The sequence below is a fragment of the Micromonospora sp. H33 genome (assembly GCF_052068455.1).
GTDB lineage: Bacteria > Actinomycetota > Actinomycetes > Mycobacteriales > Micromonosporaceae > Micromonospora.
This window is the reverse complement of the sequence record NZ_JBQHDE010000007.1, coordinates 53,189-72,906: the sequence shown is the minus strand read 5'-3', so window position 1 is coordinate 72,906 and position 19,718 is coordinate 53,189. Positions and strand designations below refer to the sequence as shown.

General features: G+C 69.8%; 16 protein-coding genes and 3 pseudogenes. 8 read left to right on the top strand and 11 right to left on the bottom strand.

Annotated elements, in window-relative coordinates:
- Nucleotides 1-11: 11 nt before the first annotated feature.
- From ACTMS0_RS17520 to ACTMS0_RS17505, 4 genes are read right to left on the bottom strand one after another with little or no spacing between them, the layout of a single operon-like run.
- Nucleotides 12-2,444 carry a low temperature requirement protein A gene (locus tag ACTMS0_RS17520; RefSeq protein WP_441156279.1) on the bottom strand — a complete coding sequence of 811 codons (2,433 nt, stop codon included), beginning with the start codon at nt 2,442-2,444 and terminating at the stop codon, nt 12-14.
- Nucleotides 2,445-3,722: a hypothetical protein gene (locus tag ACTMS0_RS17515; RefSeq protein ID WP_441156278.1), complete on the bottom strand. Its 1,278-nt coding sequence runs from the start codon at nt 3,720-3,722 to the stop codon at nt 2,445-2,447. It lies immediately after the preceding gene.
- Nucleotides 3,719-4,480, bottom strand: coding sequence for an alpha/beta fold hydrolase (locus ACTMS0_RS17510; RefSeq protein ID WP_441156277.1), 762 nt, complete (start codon nt 4,478-4,480; stop codon nt 3,719-3,721). Before ACTMS0_RS17510 ends, ACTMS0_RS17515 begins: the two co-directional genes overlap by 4 nt.
- On the bottom strand, nt 4,477-5,451 hold the full coding sequence (locus tag ACTMS0_RS17505; RefSeq protein ID WP_441156276.1) for an SDR family oxidoreductase: 975 nt from the start codon (nt 5,449-5,451) through the stop codon (nt 4,477-4,479). The genes ACTMS0_RS17510 and ACTMS0_RS17505 overlap by 4 nt, the downstream gene beginning before the upstream one ends.
- Before the next feature lie 270 nt (nt 5,452-5,721).
- Here ACTMS0_RS17505 and ACTMS0_RS17500 point away from each other — a divergent pair, with 270 nt between their 5' ends.
- On the top strand, nt 5,722-6,219 hold the full coding sequence (locus tag ACTMS0_RS17500; protein ID WP_441156275.1) for a hemerythrin domain-containing protein: 498 nt from the start codon (nt 5,722-5,724) through the stop codon (nt 6,217-6,219).
- 323 nt (nt 6,220-6,542) lie between these two features.
- On the opposite strand, the gene ACTMS0_RS17495 is transcribed toward ACTMS0_RS17500, so the two are convergent.
- From ACTMS0_RS17495 to ACTMS0_RS17485, 3 genes and pseudogenes are all read right to left on the bottom strand, one after another.
- Entirely contained in the window at nt 6,543-6,701 is a 159-nt protein-coding gene (locus ACTMS0_RS17495; protein ID WP_441156274.1) for a hypothetical protein, read from the bottom strand.
- A 471-nt stretch (nt 6,702-7,172) separates the two neighbouring features.
- Nucleotides 7,173-7,706, bottom strand: coding sequence for a baeRF2 domain-containing protein (locus ACTMS0_RS17490; protein WP_441156273.1), 534 nt, complete (start codon nt 7,704-7,706; stop codon nt 7,173-7,175).
- Between the two features lie 284 nt (nt 7,707-7,990).
- Nucleotides 7,991-8,101: pseudogene (locus ACTMS0_RS17485) on the bottom strand (ANTAR domain-containing protein); the annotation flags it as partial.
- Between ACTMS0_RS17485 and ACTMS0_RS17480 the strand changes: the two are divergent.
- Nucleotides 8,101-8,253 (top strand): annotated as a pseudogene (locus tag ACTMS0_RS17480) (ANTAR domain-containing protein); the annotation flags it as partial. The pseudogenes ACTMS0_RS17485 and ACTMS0_RS17480 overlap by 1 nt on opposite strands.
- Here the strand turns inward: ACTMS0_RS17480 and ACTMS0_RS17475 are convergent.
- A complete protein-coding gene (locus ACTMS0_RS17475; RefSeq protein ID WP_441156272.1) occupies nt 8,254-8,667 on the bottom strand; it encodes an STAS domain-containing protein in 414 nt (137 codons plus the stop codon).
- 937 nt (nt 8,668-9,604) lie between these two features.
- Here ACTMS0_RS17475 and ACTMS0_RS17470 point away from each other — a divergent pair.
- Together ACTMS0_RS17470 and ACTMS0_RS17465 are read left to right on the top strand one after the other, a co-directional pair.
- Nucleotides 9,605-9,946, top strand: coding sequence for an MmcQ/YjbR family DNA-binding protein (locus ACTMS0_RS17470; protein ID WP_441156271.1), 342 nt, complete (start codon nt 9,605-9,607; stop codon nt 9,944-9,946).
- 320 nt (nt 9,947-10,266) lie between these two features.
- A complete protein-coding gene (locus tag ACTMS0_RS17465) occupies nt 10,267-13,605 on the top strand; it encodes a S8 family peptidase (protein WP_441156270.1) in 3,339 nt (1,112 codons plus the stop codon).
- A gap of 153 nt (nt 13,606-13,758) precedes the next feature.
- On the opposite strand, the gene ACTMS0_RS17460 is transcribed toward ACTMS0_RS17465, so the two are convergent.
- Complete coding sequence (locus ACTMS0_RS17460) at nt 13,759-14,355, bottom strand: sigma-70 family RNA polymerase sigma factor (protein ID WP_441156269.1); 597 nt, start codon at nt 14,353-14,355, stop codon at nt 13,759-13,761.
- Nucleotides 14,356-14,417: 62 nt separating this feature from the next.
- Between ACTMS0_RS17460 and ACTMS0_RS17455 the strand changes: the two genes are divergently transcribed.
- Nucleotides 14,418-15,107, top strand: coding sequence for a hypothetical protein (locus tag ACTMS0_RS17455; protein ID WP_441156268.1), 690 nt, complete (start codon nt 14,418-14,420; stop codon nt 15,105-15,107).
- Between the two features lie 234 nt (nt 15,108-15,341).
- Nucleotides 15,342-15,715 (top strand): annotated as a pseudogene (locus tag ACTMS0_RS17450) (VOC family protein).
- A gap of 213 nt (nt 15,716-15,928) precedes the next feature.
- Here ACTMS0_RS17450 and ACTMS0_RS17445 read toward each other — a convergent pair.
- Nucleotides 15,929-16,378, bottom strand: a complete 450-nt coding sequence (locus ACTMS0_RS17445; protein ID WP_441156267.1) for an iron chaperone — start codon at nt 16,376-16,378, stop codon at nt 15,929-15,931.
- A 650-nt stretch (nt 16,379-17,028) separates the two neighbouring features.
- On the opposite strand from ACTMS0_RS17445, the gene ACTMS0_RS17440 reads away from it, so the two are divergent.
- Nucleotides 17,029-17,619, top strand: a complete 591-nt coding sequence (locus ACTMS0_RS17440) for a hypothetical protein (RefSeq protein ID WP_441156266.1) — start codon at nt 17,029-17,031, stop codon at nt 17,617-17,619.
- Nucleotides 17,620-17,709: 90 nt separating this feature from the next.
- On the opposite strand, the gene ACTMS0_RS17435 is transcribed toward ACTMS0_RS17440, so the two are convergent.
- Complete coding sequence (locus tag ACTMS0_RS17435; protein ID WP_441156265.1) at nt 17,710-18,387, bottom strand: DUF427 domain-containing protein; 678 nt, start codon at nt 18,385-18,387, stop codon at nt 17,710-17,712.
- Nucleotides 18,388-18,746: 359 nt separating this feature from the next.
- On the opposite strand from ACTMS0_RS17435, the gene ACTMS0_RS17430 reads away from it, so the two are divergent.
- Nucleotides 18,747-19,706 (top strand): TAXI family TRAP transporter solute-binding subunit, encoded by a 960-nt coding sequence (locus ACTMS0_RS17430; protein WP_441156264.1) that lies wholly within the window; start codon nt 18,747-18,749, stop codon nt 19,704-19,706.
- Nucleotides 19,707-19,718: the final 12 nt, after the last annotated feature.

Genomic DNA, 19,718 nt, shown 5'->3' with positions numbered 1-19,718 from the left:
CGGCTGCCGGCCTACTGATTGGCGGAGGAAGTCTCGACGGCAGGAAGCGGTGTGGTCGTGGCGACCGCGAGACCGACCGCCGCGAGCAGTACCAGCGCCACGAGACTGGGTAGCAGGATCGTTGCCGGAGCGGCAAGCGCCACCACCAGCATCCCGAGCAGCCGCCGGCGGCAGACGCCGCCATGAGCGCGCCTCCAGATCAGCTGGTCACCCGCAAGGAAGAGCACCACGCCTCCGTACAGTGCGGCGTGACCCATGGGCTCCAACGACGCGGCCGGCCGGTCCGCCACCTGCTCGAGCGTCATCGTCAGGCCGAAGGCGACCAAGATCAGCCCGGCGACGGTCAGCAGATGCAGATAGGTGTAGGCATCTCGGGCCAGCGCCGCCCGGCGCAGAGCGTTCGACACCTGAGGCAGGCGCTGGCGAAGCAGGCGGTCGGTGCCGACGTAGGTCCACCACAGGGCGGCGAGCAGGGTGACGATGAACGCGATGGCGAGCAGGGCGGCCAGGGAGATCGGGGTGGCCGCCAGAGCAACGCCGGTGGAGATGAACCCCTCACCGAAGGCGATCAGAACAATGAGGTGATACCGCTCCGTCCAGTGCTCGAGTAAGCGTATCCGCCAGTTGCGGGGACCGATCAGGTAGCCGCCCGCGAGGTCCACCACCAACGCCGCCGCCCAGCACGCTGCGCTGACCGGCGAGATGGCCTCCCCGTTCTCGGGAAAGGTCAGCGTCGCGCCCACCAGCAGCGACAACGCCGCCGCGGCGGGTACGGCGGCCCGGGACACCTGGGCTCGCAGCGCTGGATCCGCCCTCGTGAACCACCAGAACGAGGCGAAGTGCAGCACCCGAATCGCCACGTAGCAGGTCACGACGATCAGCGGGCCGGGTAGCCCGCCGGGAACGCGACTGAACGCCTGTGGGGTGGCGATGCCGAGTACGAGGGTCAGCGCTGCTGCCGTCAGTGTGGTCACCCGCACCGATGTGGTGACGTGGGGCGTCGCGCTGCCCAGCCAGGCGTAGAAGCACCAGGACCACCACAGCAGGACCAGGACGCCGAGGCCCTGAAGCACCCCCGCCGGCGACGGCTGACGGGTCACCAGGACCGTGATCTGGATGAACGCGTACACGACCATCAGGTCGAGGAAGAGCTCGTTGGGCCGCACCGCCACCACTCGCCCCACCGTGCCGGCAATATCGCCGTGTAACCGGCGATGCCGACCATGGAAGACGGTACGGTCGGCCACCACGACAGCGGCCGCACCGGCGGCGAGAATCGCCAGAGATCCCAGCGTCGGCATACCCAGGGCCACGGGAGTCACGGCGACGAGCAGCACGATGCCGAGCACCACACTGCGACCGATCAGGTTGATGCTGCGTTTCTCGAATGCCAGCAGCCCGAGCAGGTAGAGCACCGCTCCGCCGTAGAGGACGAGCACACTGCCCGTGTCCCAGCGATCCGCGGTGCTCACCTCCGTCGAGCTCAGGGCGTGCTTGAGGCCGAGCGCGAGCAGGATGAGGCCACCCACCATCGGTAGGTGCAGCAGCGCGTAGGCGTCGCGGCCCAACAGCGACCGGGCGCCAGTCGGGAGACGCTGCAGTGACTGCTCCGCGGCGAATCTGGCGATGTCGAAGTAGGCCCACCACAGCACCGCCACGACGACGAAGCCCAGAGCCGATCCGACGATCACCGACCAGGTGATGGGCGGATCACCGATCAGCCCACGACTGGTGCCGATCGAGATGATCGTCTCACCCAGGGCGATGAGCACGATCAGGCTGTGGCGCTGCGCCCAGTGGCCCACCGACGTGAGTTGCCAGTCACCCGCGTCGAGCGCCACCAGACCGAGGAAGTCGGCACCAGTGGCCACGGCGAACAGCACCAGCTGCACGAGGTGCACCGGTGCCCACGTCGGCAGCAGCAAGGGAAGTGATGCGGAGGCCAGCAGCAACGGCGCGCTGACGAACAGCGGCATCCACGCCCGTCGAACGAAAGCGCGCCTGCCATCGGAGTTCCACACAGCGACGGTCGCGACCATCAGCGGCCCGAGGCGAACCAGCACGAACGCGATGGCGAAGACGAGCGGGCCCGGCAGACCATGCGATCGGTCCGCGAACGCCTCCGGAAGGGTGACGCCGACCACGAAGATGCAGGCCGCCGCCCCGAAGACGATCAGCGGCATGATGCCGCGATCGAAGCGAACCATGTTCCCGAGCCAGGCGTACGACACCCAGCACCGCCACAGCAGCGCAACCACCAGCAATCCCCGGACCAGGCCGACCGGGTGGAAGTTCGCCGACATCAGCTCGGTGACGTTGATGAAGGCGTAGACGAAGACCAGGTCGAGGAAGAGCTCCAGGCGCGTCACATCGCCGGGAGCGAACCGAATCCGCCTGGACACCGCGGCACGCAGCCGCTCGACCCCCGACGCGTTGGTGGCCACTCAATCACTGTGCCAACGAACCTGTGTACGGGCGTTGGGATCAGCGAAGCTGGTCACCGAGGTGGCCGAGTTGTCCGCCGAGGTGGCGGCGCACACCAGCGCTCGCCGCGGCGCCAACCGCCCCACCCGCGCCGAGCTCCTCGTACCGGCAACCAACCGTCCAAGGGCTGACGTCACCGGAGTCGAGTCAGATCCATTCGACTGGGTATGTCCCGTCGGTGCCGGCGAGGAACTGGTCGATGTCGTCGGCCGGTAGCGGTGGGGGTTGCGGGTGACGCGGGGAGAGTGCCTGGTAGGCGGGCTGGTAGCGGAGGGTGCTTCCGGCATCGACCGGGATACGCCTGCTCGTCGACGCCGATGAGGCCGCCGCTGACGTGGGCCCGCGAGTCGGCGAGGTCGCGCCACTGCTCGGCGGGCAAGGTGTTCGACGTCGGGGCGCAGCGCCGGGTCGAAGCCCCACTCGGCTTCCGGTCGGCGGGCGTCCGGTCGCGGCGGCCGCCACCGCTGCGAGCCCTGGCGGGCGAGGTATTCAGCGATCCGCTCGCCACCGTCGAAGTACTCCTCTTCGGGAACGCCGCCGAGAGCGCCGAACTGGAAGTAGGTGCGGTCGGCCACCTGGGTGGTGCGCCAGTCGCGACTGCATTCGAGGAGGATGATGGTGCCGCCGGGGCTGAGCCGCTCGGCGAGGAAGCGCTCGTAGGTCGGGCCGAGCCGTAGACGCTTGAGCCGCAGGTAGGCCATCCGCTCGAGCATCGGACGGTCCTGGGCCGGGTCGTGCATGTGGTAGACGGCGAGGTCCGGGTTGTCCCGAGCGACGCGGGCGGCCAGCGGCGCGACCGCGCGCATCGCGCCGGCCGGGTCGTCGGGATGGCTGGTGCGGTCACGGAGGGCGACGAGCACCGTTTGCGGCAGGTACGGCGCGCCCGACGCGGCAGCCAGGTGCAGGCCGGCTCCGCTGGCCGCGCCGATCACCACCACCGGGTAGGGTCCGTCCGGGTACTGCCGGGTCGCCCAGTATGCGAGGTCCTCGGCCCGGACCTGGCCGAGACGGTCCAGCGGGATGCCCTGCAAGGCGCCCATCTCGATGAACATCCGCCGCCGCAGCGGGGCGGGCAGCGCGGACACCGCGTCGGCGAGCCGGGCGGAGCCGGGGCCCACGGACATGCCACGGTGATCCTTGCCCCGCAGGAACCGGCCGAGGGCGCGGACCATGTTCACGGACGAGTCGAAGTCGGTGACCAGGCGCGCCACCCGGGCCCGTCTGCGGTCGAGCCTCATGACGACGTCGCCGTCTCCTCGAGGAGCAACCGGGTGATCCGCGCCAGCTCGTCGGGGGCCGAGTAGTTGAGGGCGTGGCCGGCGCCGGGCACTTCGGCGAGACGACCGTCGGGCAGTGCGGCGACCACCTCCTCGGCCCACGGCCTCGACACGATCAGGTCGCGGGAGCCACGCACGACCACAGCCGGCGTACGCACGTGGTGCAGCTTGCGTTCGATGCGGTCACCGAGCAGGTGGTAGAAGGTCGCACGCAACCGGCGCGGCCCGCAGTCCACGTAGTCGCGGGCGATGACGAGATTCAGAGTCGGGCGTTCCAGCCGGCTGTTGGCAAATGTTCGCAAGAGCTGGCGTAGCGGTGAGCGAGTGTGCCGGTCCACCGTCGGCCCGTTGAGCACGACCGGACCCAGCAACTGCGGGGCGTGCACGGCGAGGTCAACGATGACCTGACATCCGCCGGAGTTGCCCACGAGCAGTGCGCCGCCGCGTGCCGTCGCCCGTAACCAATCGGCCAGTGCCAGGGACAGCCCCCGGACGTCCAGCGCCTCTCGCGGGCCGCGCGTGCGGCCGAAGCCGGGCAGGTCGGGGGCCGCCACCCGCGCCGCGGGCGCCAGTCGCCGCGCGAACGGCAGGAAGTAGCGGTGCGAGCACCCGAGGCCGTGCACGCACACCACGTCGGTTGCGACCGGCGGGCCGAGGACGCCGGCATGCATCCGCGTACCCGCCGCCGCGGTGAACTCGGACCGCCACCAGCCGCTCATCTCAATAGCCAGCGACCCGCAGCCGCGGTCGCGGCCAGCAGTAAGGCCGCGGCGGTACCGGCCAGGCGCAGCACTGCCCGCGGGCTGCGATCCCAGCCCCCATGCGCCGACCCCGACCCCGCGGCCGGCTGGTACAGATTCCCCGCGCTGGCGGGTGCGGGCCGCCCCCGCGACAGGTGCGACCGGTCGACCCGGACGGCCATGAGCTTCTCGACCAGCTTGGGCGTCAACCGGGACTGCATCACCAGTGCGCGGCCGGCCGGGCCGACAACCACCTCCCGCCGCGGCAGCCGCACCAGGTTCACAATCGCCCGCGCGACCCGCTCCGGCCGGTAGACCGGCGGCATCGCCCGCACGGCCCGACCGGTGTAGTTCGCCGCGTGCTGGAACAGCGGAGTGTCGATCGTCGCGGGCAGCACGGTGCACACCTCGACCCCGCGTACGCCCTCCACCTGCAACTCCTGCCGAAGGCTGGCGCTCAGCGCCCGGATCGCGAACTTCGCCATCGTGTAGGCGTGCGTGTACGGCTGCGCCACCACGCCGACAATCGACGACACGTTCACCAATACGCCGCTGCCCTGCTCCCGCATGACCGGCAGCGCTGCGCGCGCCCCATGCACGTAGCCCATCACGTTGACGTCCAGGACCCGCCGGAAGTCCTCCAACGGTACGTCCTGAAACGGGCCGAACATGCTCAGCGCGGCGTTGTTGACCCACACATCGATGCGCCCGTACCGCTCCAGCGTCCGCCGCGCGAGTTCCTCGACCGCGGCGGCGTCGCTGACATCTGTCGGCACCGCCATCGCCTGCCCACCTCGCGCCACGCACTCCTGTACGACCTGCTCCAGCGCGTCACCCCGACGCGCGGCCAACGCCAGAGCACAGCCCCGACCGGCAAACGCCTGAGCGGTCGCCCGCCCGATGCCACTGGACGCCCCGGTGACCACAACAACCAGATCCCTGGTCCGCATGTGCCGACGGTTACCCCACACCAAGGCCGTCAAGCCGCCACCCGCCGGTCGACGCGACCCTGAGCTGAAAGTACGTGTTGGCAAGCGTCGTCGCTGATCGCCCGCAGAGTCGTGCGGTGGTGCGGTACGCCGCTGGTCAACCGGCGCAGCGGGATTGAGCTACGGCCAGCACCGACCGTTGCATCCGTACGGCCTTGCCGAAACATCGGCATGACGGGTTAGGCCTGTCCTAGGCTCTGAGACGCCACCAAAGCCATCCGAGGGAGCCACATGCCGACTGACGCCATCGACCTGCTCGTCGAGGACCACCGCAAGATACGCGGGCTGTTCCAGGAATTCCAGGACGCGAGTTCCGACACCCGTAAAAGGGGCCAGGTGGTCAAGCAGATTATCGAGGCCTTGACTGTGCACACCTACATCGAGAATGAGTGCATGTACCCGGAGGCGCGTCGACTGCTGCCCGACCTCAACGAGGCCGTATTGGAATCGTACGAGGAGCATCATGTCGCCGATGTGCTCGGCTTCGAACTCGCCATGATGAGTCCCGATGATGAGCATTTCGAGGCCAAGACCATGGTCCTCATCGAGGTTGTCACGCACCACATCGAGGAGGAAGAACAGGAGTGGTTCCCCAAGCTGCGGGCGGGTGTCGGCCCTGAGCAGTTGCAGGATCTCGGCGCGCGGTTGGCCGACATGATGAAGAAGGCGCCCCGGAAGCCGACTGCTCCCCGCGCCCTGAAGAAGGCCATGGACGCGGTGAAGGCCTGAGCGCGAACACCAGTTCGAGCACCTGCACGAACGTGTCGGTGGCGTCGAGCGGCTCCCTGGACGACGCCGGTTCCGCGGGCGGCGCGCAGGCGGCCGCGGCGCGTGCGAAGCGCAGGAAGGGTGACCGTCGACGCGCTCAACGAGTGCGCGCATGCCGGGATCTAGCCGCGACCATCAGCTGAGCTGGGAGATTCGATGCCGGCACACGCGGGAGAGAAGGCACGGAGGACCGGGGTAGCGGAAGGTCGGGACGACGGTGACGCCGATGCCGACCGACGGCGACGCCAGCACCCCACCGGATGCTGGCGTCGGCGGACCGACGGTCAGCGCTTGGCTTCTCGCTTCGCCATCTGTGGTTCGGCGCCCTTGCCTACCTTGCGCAGGGCCTCCCGCAGCTGGTCCTCGGTCATCTTCGAGTTGCCCTGGATTCCCGCGTCGTGGGCGCGCTGCCGCAGGTCGTGAAGCCGCTCGCGATCGGCCATGTCAGCCTCCCCTGTAGGTGTCAGAGCCCGGAACGGGCCGTACTGGCCGGGGTGATTTCCCCTGCGCTGGCGGACCTAACACCAGCGGAGCCGTCGGCGCCGGGTGTGCCGGTCAGCGGACCGGCTAGGCGAGGACCAGTGATCGGACAGACGGGTTCACTCGTGAGGGGCGTCTGGGAGGCAACGGCACCCCGAAGGAGGATCGGATGAGCAGATCGGACGACGACCAGCGGCGCGACACTGACCGCACGCCCGTCCAGCCTCCCGCCGCACCAGGTGGTGGCCCCCATCCCGAGCAGCCGACCGGGGGACCGGGTGGGCGAAGCACCCCGGAAGCCGGGCGTGCGACGTTCGAGACGGCGAACGAGAGCCCCTCGCCCCTGCCGGACGAGCCACTCCCGCCCCAGGACTGAGCGCGGGCGGCAATGGCTGGCGTGAACGAAGCGGTGAAAGCCCACCGCACGCAGACCGTCAGGAGCCGACGGTGCTGGCGTCGGCGTAGCGCAGGACGCCGCCGATGCCGTGCTCCAGCGGCACGTCGTCGGGACTGACGAGCACGAGCCGGGTGCCGGTCCCCGCGATCGCCCGCAGCAGCGCGGCGTCGGCACGTACCTCCTGAGGGTGCGCGACGCCCAAGTCGCGGAGCGTCTGCTCGTCCACCGCGACCAGGTTCGGGTCGTCGGGGCTGATCCACAGCGTGTCCGTCGACGACGCGTCGTCCACCATTAGGACGGTGTCGAGCTGACCACGCTGCAACCCGGCCACGACCTCGGCCAGACCGGTGGGGGCCGAGCGGTCGCTGCGCTGGGCCCGGTACCGGTCGATCACATCGCGGGCACGGCGATCCGCCACCTCCGCCACCGCCTGCACCGTCACATCGTCAAGGCCGTCCAGGTCGGCGCCGGCGTGCCGGGAACCGGCGTCGGTACGTACGGTCCGGTCCCGCCAGCGATCAGGAAGCTGCTCGACGAAGAGCTGCGCCGCGCGGACGTCCCCACCGACCACCGCAGGTCGACCTCGTGGTCGGCGTTCTCCCCGGCGCGCGTCGCGTCAAGGTAGACCGACGTCCAGGGGCCGGGCCCGTCGAAAAGCGGGACGGGGCTGTCCATCCCCCGGCTGGCATCCGGAGTGGGCCAGGGGCCGGACGGCCGGTGCTAACCCGACCAGGCGTGGCGACCCGATGGCCGGCCACGTGACGGCTTCGAGGAGCAGAGCAGGCGCTCGGTCAGCAAGCCGGTGTCACGACGGCCGGGTCGACTCGGTTCAGGCGAGCGTTCGATTCCTCACGGTCACCGTCCGCGGGTGGTCTGGTCCACCAGCGCCTCGGCGACCTCACGCAGCTTGCGATTGGAGTCCTGAGAGACCTTGGCGAGGACGGCGAACGCCTCGTCGGCACTGCATCATCATGGGGGAGCGGCGCTGCACGGCCGAGGAGGCTTTCGCCCTGCTCGTCAAGATTTCTCAGGACTCCAACCGCAAGCTCCGGGAGGTGGCGGAAGCGCTGGTGCGGCGGGCGACGGACGTTGCGAAGGGTGACGCCCGCCGCTCGTGATCAGGCGTAGCGGGAGGGACCAGTCCGGTCCCCGCCGCGATTCGGGGCGGGTAGGTGCACCAGCGTGGCTGGCCGTCCGGACAGCCGGGACCGGTGGGCGATGATCTCCCGCCGTGCTGACGGCGGGTGGACTCCGAAGACGTGGTGGACGCCCGTCACGCCGAGGATGTACCGGACGACCGGTGACACGGCCGGCAGGGTCAACACGCCTCCGGCACAGGTGACCAGGTGGTGCGCTCGGAGCAGGGCGCTGATCCCATGCGCACTGAAGAAGGTGACCTCCGACAGGTCCAGCGCGACCCACGGCGCGGGCGGCGCCGCGACCAGCTCGACCATGTCCACGAGCAGGTGAGCGTTACTCATGTCGATCTCACCCGAGACGCTGATCGACCTGGTCGGACCCTCGCTGGCCATGGTGAGACACATGATGGGCTCGCCTGGTGGCGGAGATTGACCGTCTGAGGAATCGCACCCCTCACGTTCGGGGCGCTGCGGGACGTACGACATGGCTTCTCCGGCAGAGCTCGGGAAAGTGCCGCCCACCGCGACAGTTGCGCGGCGGAACCGGCCGGCCGAGGGCACCCGTCTTGACCCGTCCCCGACGGTACTCCTTCCCAGCCAGGCCCGCATCAGGAGGCCAGCCGGTCCGCGACCATCCCGCGATTGAGGCGACCACAATCCCCCTAGACGGCTACTCCGCTCGCGCACCTTTGCAGATCCGGCAGTGGTGGGCTTTGCTGGTGACAACTGTGCGTCCGTCCCGGGCGAGCGCACGGCCAGGGCGCGCCGGTCCAGCAGCGCGGCCGGCGCGCCTGCCGTGCGCTGCCGCCGGCGAAGCCGGGCCGAATGGGAGGCAGATCGCGGAGTGGTCGTGGATCCAACCCGTCGTGGGCATTTGTGGGCCAGTGGCCGTGGCGCGCAGCGGTCACGTGTGGACACGGGAAGCAGCTGCGCTGACCGTCGTCCGGAGGCGCCGTTGAGCAGAAGCGTTACCGCCAGGGACAGGAAGTGTGCGGTCGGCAGCCGGAGTGCCGGTGCCGGCAGGTCGGGCAGTGACGAAACGTGGCCGCAACCGATGAGGTTGGCGTTCCGCGTACGGTGTCCGCGGGGGTATCGACGTGAAGTGTTGGATCTGCGGCCGGTGGTGGCCGCTTCCGTGGGCGTGCCAACGGTGCCGCCGCAAGCGGCGGACGATGCGCCGCGACTACCTCCGCACGGCAGCGCCGCAGGACGCTTTGTCCAACATGGCCCGCCCGACCGGGCACGACCGGTAGCCGTGCTGGCCAGCGTGGCCCTGGGTGAATCAGGTACGCGGCCGATAGCTGTCGCACGGCGCCGCTAGGGTGCCGGCATGGTCACCGTCGCCGACGTCCGGGCGCTGGCGCTCACCCTGCCCCGCACCACCGAGCACCTGATCCGCGACCGGGTGAAGTTCCGGGTTGGCGCGATCGTCTACGTGGCGTTCTCCCGCGACGAGACGACTATGGGTTTCGGCTTCCCCAGGGAGGAACGCGCCGCCCTGGTCGCCACCGAGCCGGAGCTGTTCTTCCTGCCCGGCCCGGCCGACTTGCGCTTCCAGTGGGTCTGCTGCCATCTCGACCGTCTCGACCACGACCGGATGATCGAGCTGGTGAGCGAGGCTTGGCGGATGGTGGTGCCGAAGTTCCTGGCCCGCCAGCGGCTGGGCGGCTGAACGGGGCCCGCACACCGGCGGCGACGCACTTCACCATGAACGTGGCGGGCCTACCGCCGCGGGCGTGACCCGAACCCCGACTGTCGTTCCCGCTCTGCTGGGGCACCGACTTGCAGCATCAGACCGTCCGCGAGGACAGCCGCTCGGGGCACCGGCCTGGCCGGCGACCACAGTGCCGCTGACGACGGCACTGGAGACCGTGGTGGTCGACTCCTCGGCGCCGAACGTGGCCAAGTGACCTAGATCACTCGGGGTGAACTTTCACCCGCCGGTCACGTCCGGAGCATCCGGATACCTCTCGCGTTCATCCAGGGAGAATGATGCCTTCAGTTCGCAAGTTATCGGCGCTGGCACTGCTGGTGCTGGGCGTCTCGGCGGTGGCTCCGGGCGGTTTGCCGGCGTCGGCGCAGCCCGGGGCCGCGAAGCCGACGACCACACCCGCGGTCGCGTCCAAGCCCCGGACGGTCACTCTGCTCACCGGCGACACCGTCCACGTCAGCACTGTGAACGGCCAGACGGCTGTCGACGTCGTGCCGGGCAAGGGACGGGAACGGATCCCGTTCATCACCCACAGCGCCGGCGAGGACGTGCGGGTCATCCCCGCCGACGCCGTCGGCCTGCTCAACCGGGGCAAGCTCGACGAGCGGCTCTTCGACATCTCGATGCTGGTCGGCTTCGGCTACGACGACACGCGGGCCACCCTGCCGCTCATCGTCCAGCACAGCGATGCCGCCGCCGCCGGCCTCGGAGGCGCCCGGACCACCCGCAAGCTTTCCGGGGCGAGCGCTGTCGAGGAGAGCCGCGCCGACGCGGTGTCCTTCTGGAACAACGTCACTTCCGCCGCGAGTGGCAGGGAGCGGCAACTGCGGGCCGGGTTCGACAAAGTCTGGCTCGACGGGCTGCGCCGCCCCACCCTCGACGTCAGCGTCCCGCTGATCGGCGCGCCGAAGGCCTGGCAGGCCGGCTGGACGGGAGCGGGGGTGAAGGTCGGCGTGATCGACACCGGTGTCGACCAGACCCACCCCGACCTGGCCGGCCACGTCGCCGCCGCGGAGAACTTCACCGCCGACCCGGACACCCTCGACCGGGTCGGCCACGGCACCCACGTCGCCTCCACCATCGCCGGCGGCGCGGCCGCGTCGCAGGGCCGTTACAAGGGCGTGGCACCCGGCGCGACCCTCTACAGCGCCAAGGTCTGCACCGAAGTGGGCTGCCCGGAGTCGGCGATCCTGGCCGGCATGACCTGGGCGGCGCAGCAGGGCGTCAAGGTCGCCAACATGAGCCTCGGCGGCCCGGACAGCCCGGGGACCGACCCGATCGAGGCGGCCCTGGCCGACCTCACCCACCGCTACGGCGTGCTCTTCGTCGTCGCCGCGGGCAACGACGGCCTGGCCGGCGAGTCCACGGTGAGCTCGCCCGGCGGCGTGGCCGAGGCGCTGACCGTGGGCGCCGTGACCAAGACGGGCGAGCTGGCCGAGTTCTCGGGCCGGGGTCCGCGCGCGGGCGACGCCGGCATCAAGCCGGACATCACCGCGCCCGGCGTCGGCATCGTCGCCGCCCGCAGCTCGACCTCCGACATGTGGCCGGACGACGAGAACCCGCAGTACGCCAGCCTCAACGGCACGTCGATGGCGACTCCGCACGTGGCCGGTGCGGCGGCGATCATGGCCCAGCAGCACCCGGACTGGGCGCCTGAGCGGATCAAGTCCACGCTGATGGCAGCCGCGCAGCCGAGCGCCGCCATCGGTGTCTACGAGCAGGGCGCGGGCTTCCTCGACGTCGGCCGGGCGATCCAGCAGACCGTCACGGCGAGCCCGGTCAGCGTCGCCTTCGAGCGGACCACCGCTGCGCAGGAGAGCACGATCACGTACGCGAACAGCGGCTCTTCGGCCCTCACCCTGGCTGTCTCCCTCGACGCCAAGGACGCCGACGGCGCCTCGGCGCCGGCCGGCCTGTTCAGCCTCAGCGCCTCCTCGGTGACGGTCCCGGCCGGCGGCACGGCCACCGTGACCGTCAACGTGCAGGCCGGCGCCGACCTGCCCGACCGCTACTTCGGCGGTGAGGTGACCGCCACCGGCGGCGGCGCGCAGGTGCAGACCCCGGTCGCGCTCGACGTCGCCCGCCACCAGCTGACCCTCAAGCTCGTCGGGCCGGACGGCGGAGCGCCCACGCCCGAGCAGGGCTGGGTGACCGTCCTGACCGACCTGGACCGGCAGACCATCCTGGTGCTCGGCGACCCCGCCGCCACCAGGTACCGGGTCCGCGCGGGCCGCTACCTGGTCCAGACCTACCTGGTGACCGGCGACCCGTTCTTGCCGCCGCACATCACTTCGCTGGTGCGCCCGAGCCTGGACCTGACCACGGACCAGGCGCTCACCATGGACGCCCGCCTGGCGAAGCCGATCGCGGTGTCGGTGCCGAACCCGAAGGCCACCGCGGTCCACCAGGAGTTCGGCTGGACGATCCGGACCGAGCAGCCGCAGATATGGGGCAGCAACGACCTGTTCGCCGTGCTGATGAACATCCCCTTCGACCACTTGCGGACCGCGCAGATCGGGGCCGGCGAGACGCCCGGCTTCGTCTCCTACGTCAATGGCATGTGGGGCCAGGTGGCCCAGGACTACAGCCTGCACAACAGCCCGTACGCCTACCGGGTCTACCTGTACGAGCCGAAGAAGATGATGACCGGGCTGACCCGCACGCTGCGCGCGGGTGACTTCGCCACGGTCCGCTCCCGGATCAGCGCCGACGTGGCCGGCGTGCCGGTTGCGCGGACCGCGGTCGCGCACGCGCCCGGCAACTCGCCGATCTACCGCGATGAGCGCAGCGTCCCGCCGAGCTTCACCTACGACGTACCGAGCACCATCACCGAGTACTACAACCAGGACAAGCAGGCGGTGTGGCAGTCGACCTCGGCCCAGCTGAGGTACACGTACTACCAGTCGGCGTGGACCAGCTTCCAGCCCGGGCGCGCGTACACGGTGAAGTGGGCCAATGCGGTGGCCGGGCCGGTCTTCCCGGAGCCGAACTTCGGCCAGCAGTTCGCCACCCGCTACTGGGGCGACTTGATCGGCGGGCCGGGGCCGCTGCACGGCGACGGCACCGGGCACATGGGCTTCCGACACGTTCGCGGCGGCAGCGTGCAGGTGACCCTCTACCGCAACGGGGTCAAGGTCGGCGACGCGAACGAGGCGCCCTGGGTGTGGAACGTGCCTGCGGAGACGGGTGACTACCGGCTCGCCGCGACCTTCCGCAGCGACCCGGCGTTCACCCTGTCGACGGTGGTCGACGCGGAGTGGACCTTCAAGTCGGCGCATGTGAGCGACGGCGAACTGGTGAAGCTGCCGATGACGGCGATCCGGTACACCCCGGAGCTCGACATCGACAACCGGGCACCGGCCGGCCGGCTGTTCGCGATCCCGGTCTCGCTCGACCGTCAGGTCGGGGCGGCGCCGGGCCGGACCAGGACCTTGACCGTCGAGGCGTCCTTCGACGACGGCAAGACCTGGCGGCCGCTGACCGTGCGGCGGTCCGGCGAGAAGGCGGTCGCCTGGGTGCGCAACCCGGCCGGCACCGGCTTCGTCTCGCTGCGGGCCGCCGCGACGGACACCAGCGGTAACACGGTCAAGCAGACCATCATCCGCGCCTACCGGTACTGAGGGTGAGCCCCGGACGCGGCGTCCACCGGCGCCGCGTCCGGGTCACCGGTGCCAGAGCAGCCGGTCGCGGATCCGCCGGACCATCGGCGAGTCCGTCGGCGTGCCGGTCGAGCCAGTCGAAGAGCGTCCGGGCGCGCTGCGAATCGTTCCTGTTCAGGCCGCCTCGAGGCCGGTGCGCAGGGCGCGCAGCGCATGGTGGGTCCGGGACTTCACCGTGCCGATCGGCACTCCCAGCCGGCCCGCGACCTCTTCCGGCGACCGCCCGATCAAATAGACCTCGGAGAGCAGACTGCGCTGCGCCGGGCTCAGCCGGCCGAGCGCGTGCCGGATGGCGTGCGACGCCAGCGCGGTGCCGGTGGTGTCGTCACCAGCGGGTATCCAGGTCATGTCGACGAGGTGGACCTCGGCCGGGCGGCACCGCCGCAGCCGGACGCCGTCGATGACGAGCCGCCGGGCGACGGTGACGAGCCACCGGCGGGCGGCATCGGGCTCGGCCGGCACCGAATCGAGGTGCCGCCAGGCCCGCAGCATCGTCTCCTGGACCAGATCCTCGGCCGTCTGCCGCTGGCCGTGGGTCAGCACGACCAGGAGACGCAGCACGGCACGGGCGTGGTCCGCATGCAGCGCGGTCATGCGCTCGGCCCGGCCGGCCGGTGATTCGTCGGGCGCCCGCAGCATCGTGCCAGCGATGGCGCTGCGTTTCACGCCGTCTGCAAGCTTGTAGATCAAATCGGTAGGGGACACGGTCATCCGTGAAGGGAACTGGCTCACCTTCGACCTGAGCAATGGCTGGCGACCGGCACGTTGGCGCCATGGCACATCCCGGCCACAATCCAGCCGCGACATCCGAGATGAAGGCGCTGGCGGGCGCTGGCGTCGACGCCGATGACGGCTGGCGTCGCGGGCGGCGACCGGATCCGCCTCCGCGGGTGGCCAACAAGCAGCCCAGCTCTGTCCAGGGCATTCACCGCAGGACTATCGTCTCCCGCGTGCAGAAGTCACCATCGAGCTTCGCGGTCCGACGTGCATGGCGACGACTGGCCGCATCCATGGTGGCAGTCGCTTGGGCGGCGCTCGGCTACGGCCTGATCTTCTCTCCGCACAACCAACAGGCATGGGGCGACCTGGAGGCCGGGGGTCGGTTTGCCGCTAACTTTGCGGTCTACTTGCCGTATCACGCTCTGACACTGCCGATAGCTGTGGTGGTCCTACGTGGGCTGCTTGGCAGGCAGGACCTGCTATACCCGCTCATAGCAACGACAGTCGCCATCGCGCTTTTCGCGTTGTGGGTCGCCGCCCAGGGCTATCTGTTCGATGCTCAGCCTCAGCTCTTGGCGTCCCTCGCGGGGTGCCTGATCGCTGAGGCCGTGGCGGTCGGAGCGCTGGCCGGTGTGTGGAGGAAGGCAGAGCCGGCTAGGAGCGGTGCGTTCCACGCTGATCTCGACCAACGCTCGGCAGAGTGTCACGCAGGTCCAGATACCGATCTGTCACCCAGGCGCTGAGACCGGACAGCCGGCTGCCGGCGATGTCGTGCTCCGCTTGATGCGGGACACGATGCCCTGGCTCTTGACTACCCGTTGTCAACGCAGGCGACCGCAGAGAGCTGATCTTGGTGACGGCGACGACGATGGGAGGACCGTGAGGGTCGCTACCAGTTTCACTACATCGACACCGGACCCCTGGAGCTCCTGACCGATCGATGGCGTAACCGCGAAACGAAGGAGAACTGATGCGGCATCTACGTCACCAGCGTTCTCGTCCACAACCAGGACGAGGCCCTGCGGTTCTATACCGAGGTGCTGGGCTTCGTGAAGAAGACGGAGGTTCCGCTCGGCGAGGACCGTTGGCTCACGGTCGTCTCGCCCGACGATCCGGATGGCTGCGAGTTGCTGCTCGAACCAGACGGACACCCCGCGGCCAAACCGTGGCGCTGGTAAATGACGGCATCCCGTACACGTCTTTCGCGGTTGAGGACGTCCACGCAGAATTTGAACGACTGCGCGGCTTGGGCGTGCGGTTCACCCAGGAGCCTGTGCAGATGGATACCGTCACCACAGCGGTCTTCGACGACACCTGCGGCAACCTGATCCAGATCGTGCAAACCACCTGACCGAGGCCGGCCCACGGCCGTTGCATCTGGTGCTGTAGATGAACTCGGCCACGAGTGCGCCAAGGTCGAGTGCACTGACACGCCCGACCGCGCGCCGCACGCAGTGCGCGACGAGCTGCCTTGGCCTTTCCGTCGGCGTGGTGTTTCGTGGCCGGCATGTCCCTCAACGAACCAAACGCGACCAGGACGCATCCGCGGCGGCCGCGGCAACGGTCAGGAGATCGCAGCCGTCACCAGCTCGACCACCTTCTTCTCTACCACGGGGCTCCACTTTTGGAGCGCGTACGACACCGGCCACATGTCCCCGTCGTCGATGTTGGCCGTGTCCTGGAAGCCCAGGGTCGAGTACCGGTAGTTGAACTTGCCCGCGTCCTGGAAGAAGACGACGATCTTGCCGTCCGCGTTCGCGTAGGCGGGCATCCCGTACCAGGTCTTGGGCGACAGCTCCGGGGCGGCGTCGGTCACCGTCACGTGCACGCGCTCGGCGAGCGCACGATCCTCCGGCGCCATCTGCGCGATCCGGTCGAGGACCGCCTGCAGTCCGTCGGCCTTCTTGGCGCCCTTCTTGCCCTCGGCGCGCAGCTCGGCGGCGCGCTCCTTCATCGCGGCGCGCTCCTCGGCGCTGAAGCCGTCGGACTCGTTCGTGGAACTCTTCACGGACATTCCCCAGGCTGCCTTTCGGTCAAGGCTCAGCGTGCTGCCGGCCATCTGAAGGAAGGCTAGGACTGACGGAACCCTGGCGCTTCTCGATTCCTGATCGAATCGGCGGCCAGCCGAGGCGGTTGCGGCCCTCTTCACTGAGGGATCGTCCAGATCTGCCGCAGATCGGGCGTCGTTGACAGTGGCCGGTCGGGTTTCGCCATACCGCTCCATCAACCACCGACGTGAAGTCGAACGGTGGGGGGCGTCCCGTCTACCCCGCCAACCCAGGCGCACACGCCCGCGAGCCGCTCCGCGTAGGGCCTGCGCTGCTGGCCGGACCCGGACTCGCCTCTCAGCCGCCGGCCAGGTCGCGTCACGGCCACGAGCGACTCCTCGACCGCGAATGGGGCTGGTCCGCCCAGGCCATGAGAGCTTGCCCGCTCCGACCGCCGATGACGTCAGCCCGCCGCGAGGTCGTGCGGCAGTTGGAGATCCGCACGACGCCGCGCCGCCCTCGCCGGGGTGGTCGCACTCGCTGAATCGCACACCACCCGGAGAGGCGAGTGTCCGTCAGGGAATCGGCCGGTGCGGGCGGCGTGAAGATGCTTCAATCGGACCAAAGCGAACGTATGGCAGGAACCCGAGCGAAGTCGCCCGTCGAGGAGTCCGGAATGCAGATGACCGCCACCGACAACCACGCCGTCGCCCAGGCGGTGCACGACATCGGGTCTGCCCTCTGGTTCGGCGGGACGGTGATGGGCGTGGCCGGAGTGAACAAGTCGGGCAGCGATCTGCGGGATGGGATCGACCGCATCCGGGTCGCCGAATCGGCGTGGGGCAGGTTCGGCCCGGTGCAGTGGCTCGGCATCGGCGCCACCCTGCTCGCCGGCGCACAACTTGCCCGGGTGGGTGGGCGACGCATGGCGTTGCAGAAGGGTTTCGGGACGGTCGGGGCTCTGAAGGCCGGACTCGCCGTCGCAGGCGCCGCGGCCACCGCCTACGCCGCCTACTGCGGAAGCAGGATCGGCCGGCTCGCCGAGGAGGCGCATCAACGCGGTGACAGGGTCGAGGTACGCGACGCGACGCTGTCGACGCCGGAGACGCCGTCCGAGATCGCCGTCTGGCAGCGGAGGCAGCGGCTGACCCAGTACGTGGTGCCGGTGCTGGCCGGGGCGAACATCGCCTGCGGCTCGTACCTCGTCCAGTCGTACCGGATGGGAGCGACCGGCAAGGGAGTGCTCCGGCGGCTGCTGCCGGACTGAGCGAACCCAGAGGTCGCCGCGCGAGGATCTGGAGTGACCAGCGCGTCTACACCAGCCAGCGGCGCACCTCGCACCGGCCCTGGCACCGTCTTACGCGCTGACCTGACGGCCGTCGACCTCGAGGTGGACCTTGTGAGGGTAGAAGCAGATGTGTTCGGCGGCGGCCAAGCCCTCGGGGAGCGGGTGCGGCAGGCTCCACGCCGCGTCGGGTACCCGTTGTCCCTCGACGTGCAGGTGCCAGTGCTGGCCGTCGCCCTTGTAGGGGCATTCCGAGACGGTGTCGCTGCGTTCGAGGACACCGAGATCTACGTCGGCGAAGGGCAGGTAGTAGCGGATCGGGGTGCTCGTCTCGAACAGCAGCTTCGGCCGGGTGGACTCGGCGATTATCCGTCCGGCGTGGCGGACCACTACGTGGCGTGATGCGGTGCGTACGTCGACGCGGTGGTAGGGATCGCGGACGTGGCCGTAGATCGGTTCGTCCTCCTCGAACCAGCGATCCATGGCGGCGAAGGCCACTGAGACGTATCCGTGCAGCGCCGGGATTGCGTCGTCGCCGTCCGGGAAGGCGGTGACCGCGCCGGATGCGCTGCGCTGGCCGACGCGCACACCGAACTGTGCCCGGCCGTGCGCGTCGGGTTCGGCGGCTGACAGCAGGTCCTGGTCCAGGTCGTCAAGGGGATAGAAGTGTTGGGGCAGGCGTCCGGTCTCGTGCAGCACGATTCCGCGTTGGCTGTCCAGCACGGTCCGCCCGGCGAACACCGCCCGCATCCGGCGGGGCCAGGGTTCCCAATAGCGCACGTGCTTCGGAGCGGGAAAGTCGAACCTGCCGCGCTGCTTGGCGAATGGGGCGTGCCCCAATGTCAAGGACATTGCTTCTTCCTCTCGCGGTTGTCGCCCGGTCACGAGTGTGCCCGCCGCATCAACCGCAACGCGTACCCCGACTGCGGCCGGCCGTGCAGGAACAGCACGCATCGGCGCCCTGTCTGCCAGGCTACGGTCCTGGCGACGCTCCCCGCGACGGAATGCGGTACGCCGGTCAACGCGTGCCACAACCACACGCCCCAGTAGTGAGGCTGACGCGATCGGCTGTCCTGCCTCGTCTGGTGCGCCGTCCGTATCATCTCGGCATGGTGCTGAACCCGGAGGTACGGTTCAGCCGGCGGGCGGTGCTCCTGGCCGCCGGAGGGCTGCTCGTCGGTTGCTCCCAGCAGGCCGAGGTCGACAAGGTCCACCTGCGACTGGCGACCGGGCCGGCGGGGGCGGTATACCGACGCATCGGCGGTGCGCTGGCCGAACACATCTCCGAGCAGGTGCCGGGTGCCACGGTGACCACCGTGCCGAGCAGGGCGTCCACCGACAACATCCGGATGCTGCGGGCCGGCGAGGTGCACCTTGGGCTGACGAGTCTGGACGCGCTGATCACGACCGACGGCAGCGCGCCCGAGGGGCTCTCGGCGATATGCCGGCTCTACGACAGTCACCTGCATCTCGTGGTCATGGCCGGTTCAGCGATCGACGAGTTCCGGGACCTCGAGGGCAGGCGAATATCCCTCGGTGCCCGCGACTCGGGCACCGAGTTCACGTCGCTGCGGGTTCTGGAGCTCGACCCGGTGAAGGCCGACGGTCGGTACCTCAGCCAGGCCGAGTCGGCGGCGGCGCTGCGCGACGGCGAGATCGACGCGATGTTCTCCCTGACCGGCGTCCCGACACCCGCCATCACGGAGCTGGCGCAGCGGCACCCGATCCGGCTGATCCCGTTGGACGCACAGGCAGACACGCTCTTCACGGCGTACCCAGGTCCCTACACTCCGGCCATGGTCCCCGCGACTGCCTACGCCGGCGTCCCGGCCACCCGCACCGTCGCTGTGCCGAACGTGCTCCTCGTGCGCAACGACCTGCCCGATGACCTGGTCTACGCCATCACCGACACGATCTTCACGCACACCGGCACGATCACCTCCGCCAGCCGCGACGACGCCGAAGCCGTACCCGAAGCGTGGCAGATCAACGTGCGTACCGGGATCTCCACCGCATCGGTCCCGCTCCATCCGGGCGCGGCCGCCTGGTTCCGCGACCGCAAGCGCTGACCCGGACAGCGA

Coding starts and splice junctions, on each gene's coding strand:
- ACTMS0_RS17435 (WP_441156265.1), bottom strand. CDS start 18,387: ATGCGGGCGGTGTTCGCCGGGCGGACCGTGCTGGACAGCCAACGCGGA.
- ACTMS0_RS17495 (WP_441156274.1), bottom strand. CDS start 6,701: ATGGCCGATCGCGAGCGGCTTCACGACCTGCGGCAGCGCGCCCACGAC.
- ACTMS0_RS17465 (WP_441156270.1), top strand. CDS start 10,267: ATGCCTTCAGTTCGCAAGTTATCGGCGCTGGCACTGCTGGTGCTGGGC.
- ACTMS0_RS17445 (WP_441156267.1), bottom strand. CDS start 16,378: ATGTCCGTGAAGAGTTCCACGAACGAGTCCGACGGCTTCAGCGCCGAG.
- ACTMS0_RS17430 (WP_441156264.1), top strand. CDS start 18,747: ATGGTGCTGAACCCGGAGGTACGGTTCAGCCGGCGGGCGGTGCTCCTG.
- ACTMS0_RS17455 (WP_441156268.1), top strand. CDS start 14,418: ATGGCACATCCCGGCCACAATCCAGCCGCGACATCCGAGATGAAGGCG.
- ACTMS0_RS17470 (WP_441156271.1), top strand. CDS start 9,605: ATGGTCACCGTCGCCGACGTCCGGGCGCTGGCGCTCACCCTGCCCCGC.
- ACTMS0_RS17440 (WP_441156266.1), top strand. CDS start 17,029: ATGCAGATGACCGCCACCGACAACCACGCCGTCGCCCAGGCGGTGCAC.
- ACTMS0_RS17460 (WP_441156269.1), bottom strand. CDS start 14,355: ATGACCGTGTCCCCTACCGATTTGATCTACAAGCTTGCAGACGGCGTG.
- ACTMS0_RS17505 (WP_441156276.1), bottom strand. CDS start 5,451: ATGCGGACCAGGGATCTGGTTGTTGTGGTCACCGGGGCGTCCAGTGGC.
- ACTMS0_RS17475 (WP_441156272.1), bottom strand. CDS start 8,667: ATGGCCAGCGAGGGTCCGACCAGGTCGATCAGCGTCTCGGGTGAGATC.
- ACTMS0_RS17515 (WP_441156278.1), bottom strand. CDS start 3,722: ATGAGGCTCGACCGCAGACGGGCCCGGGTGGCGCGCCTGGTCACCGAC.
- ACTMS0_RS17500 (WP_441156275.1), top strand. CDS start 5,722: ATGCCGACTGACGCCATCGACCTGCTCGTCGAGGACCACCGCAAGATA.
- ACTMS0_RS17510 (WP_441156277.1), bottom strand. CDS start 4,480: ATGAGCGGCTGGTGGCGGTCCGAGTTCACCGCGGCGGCGGGTACGCGG.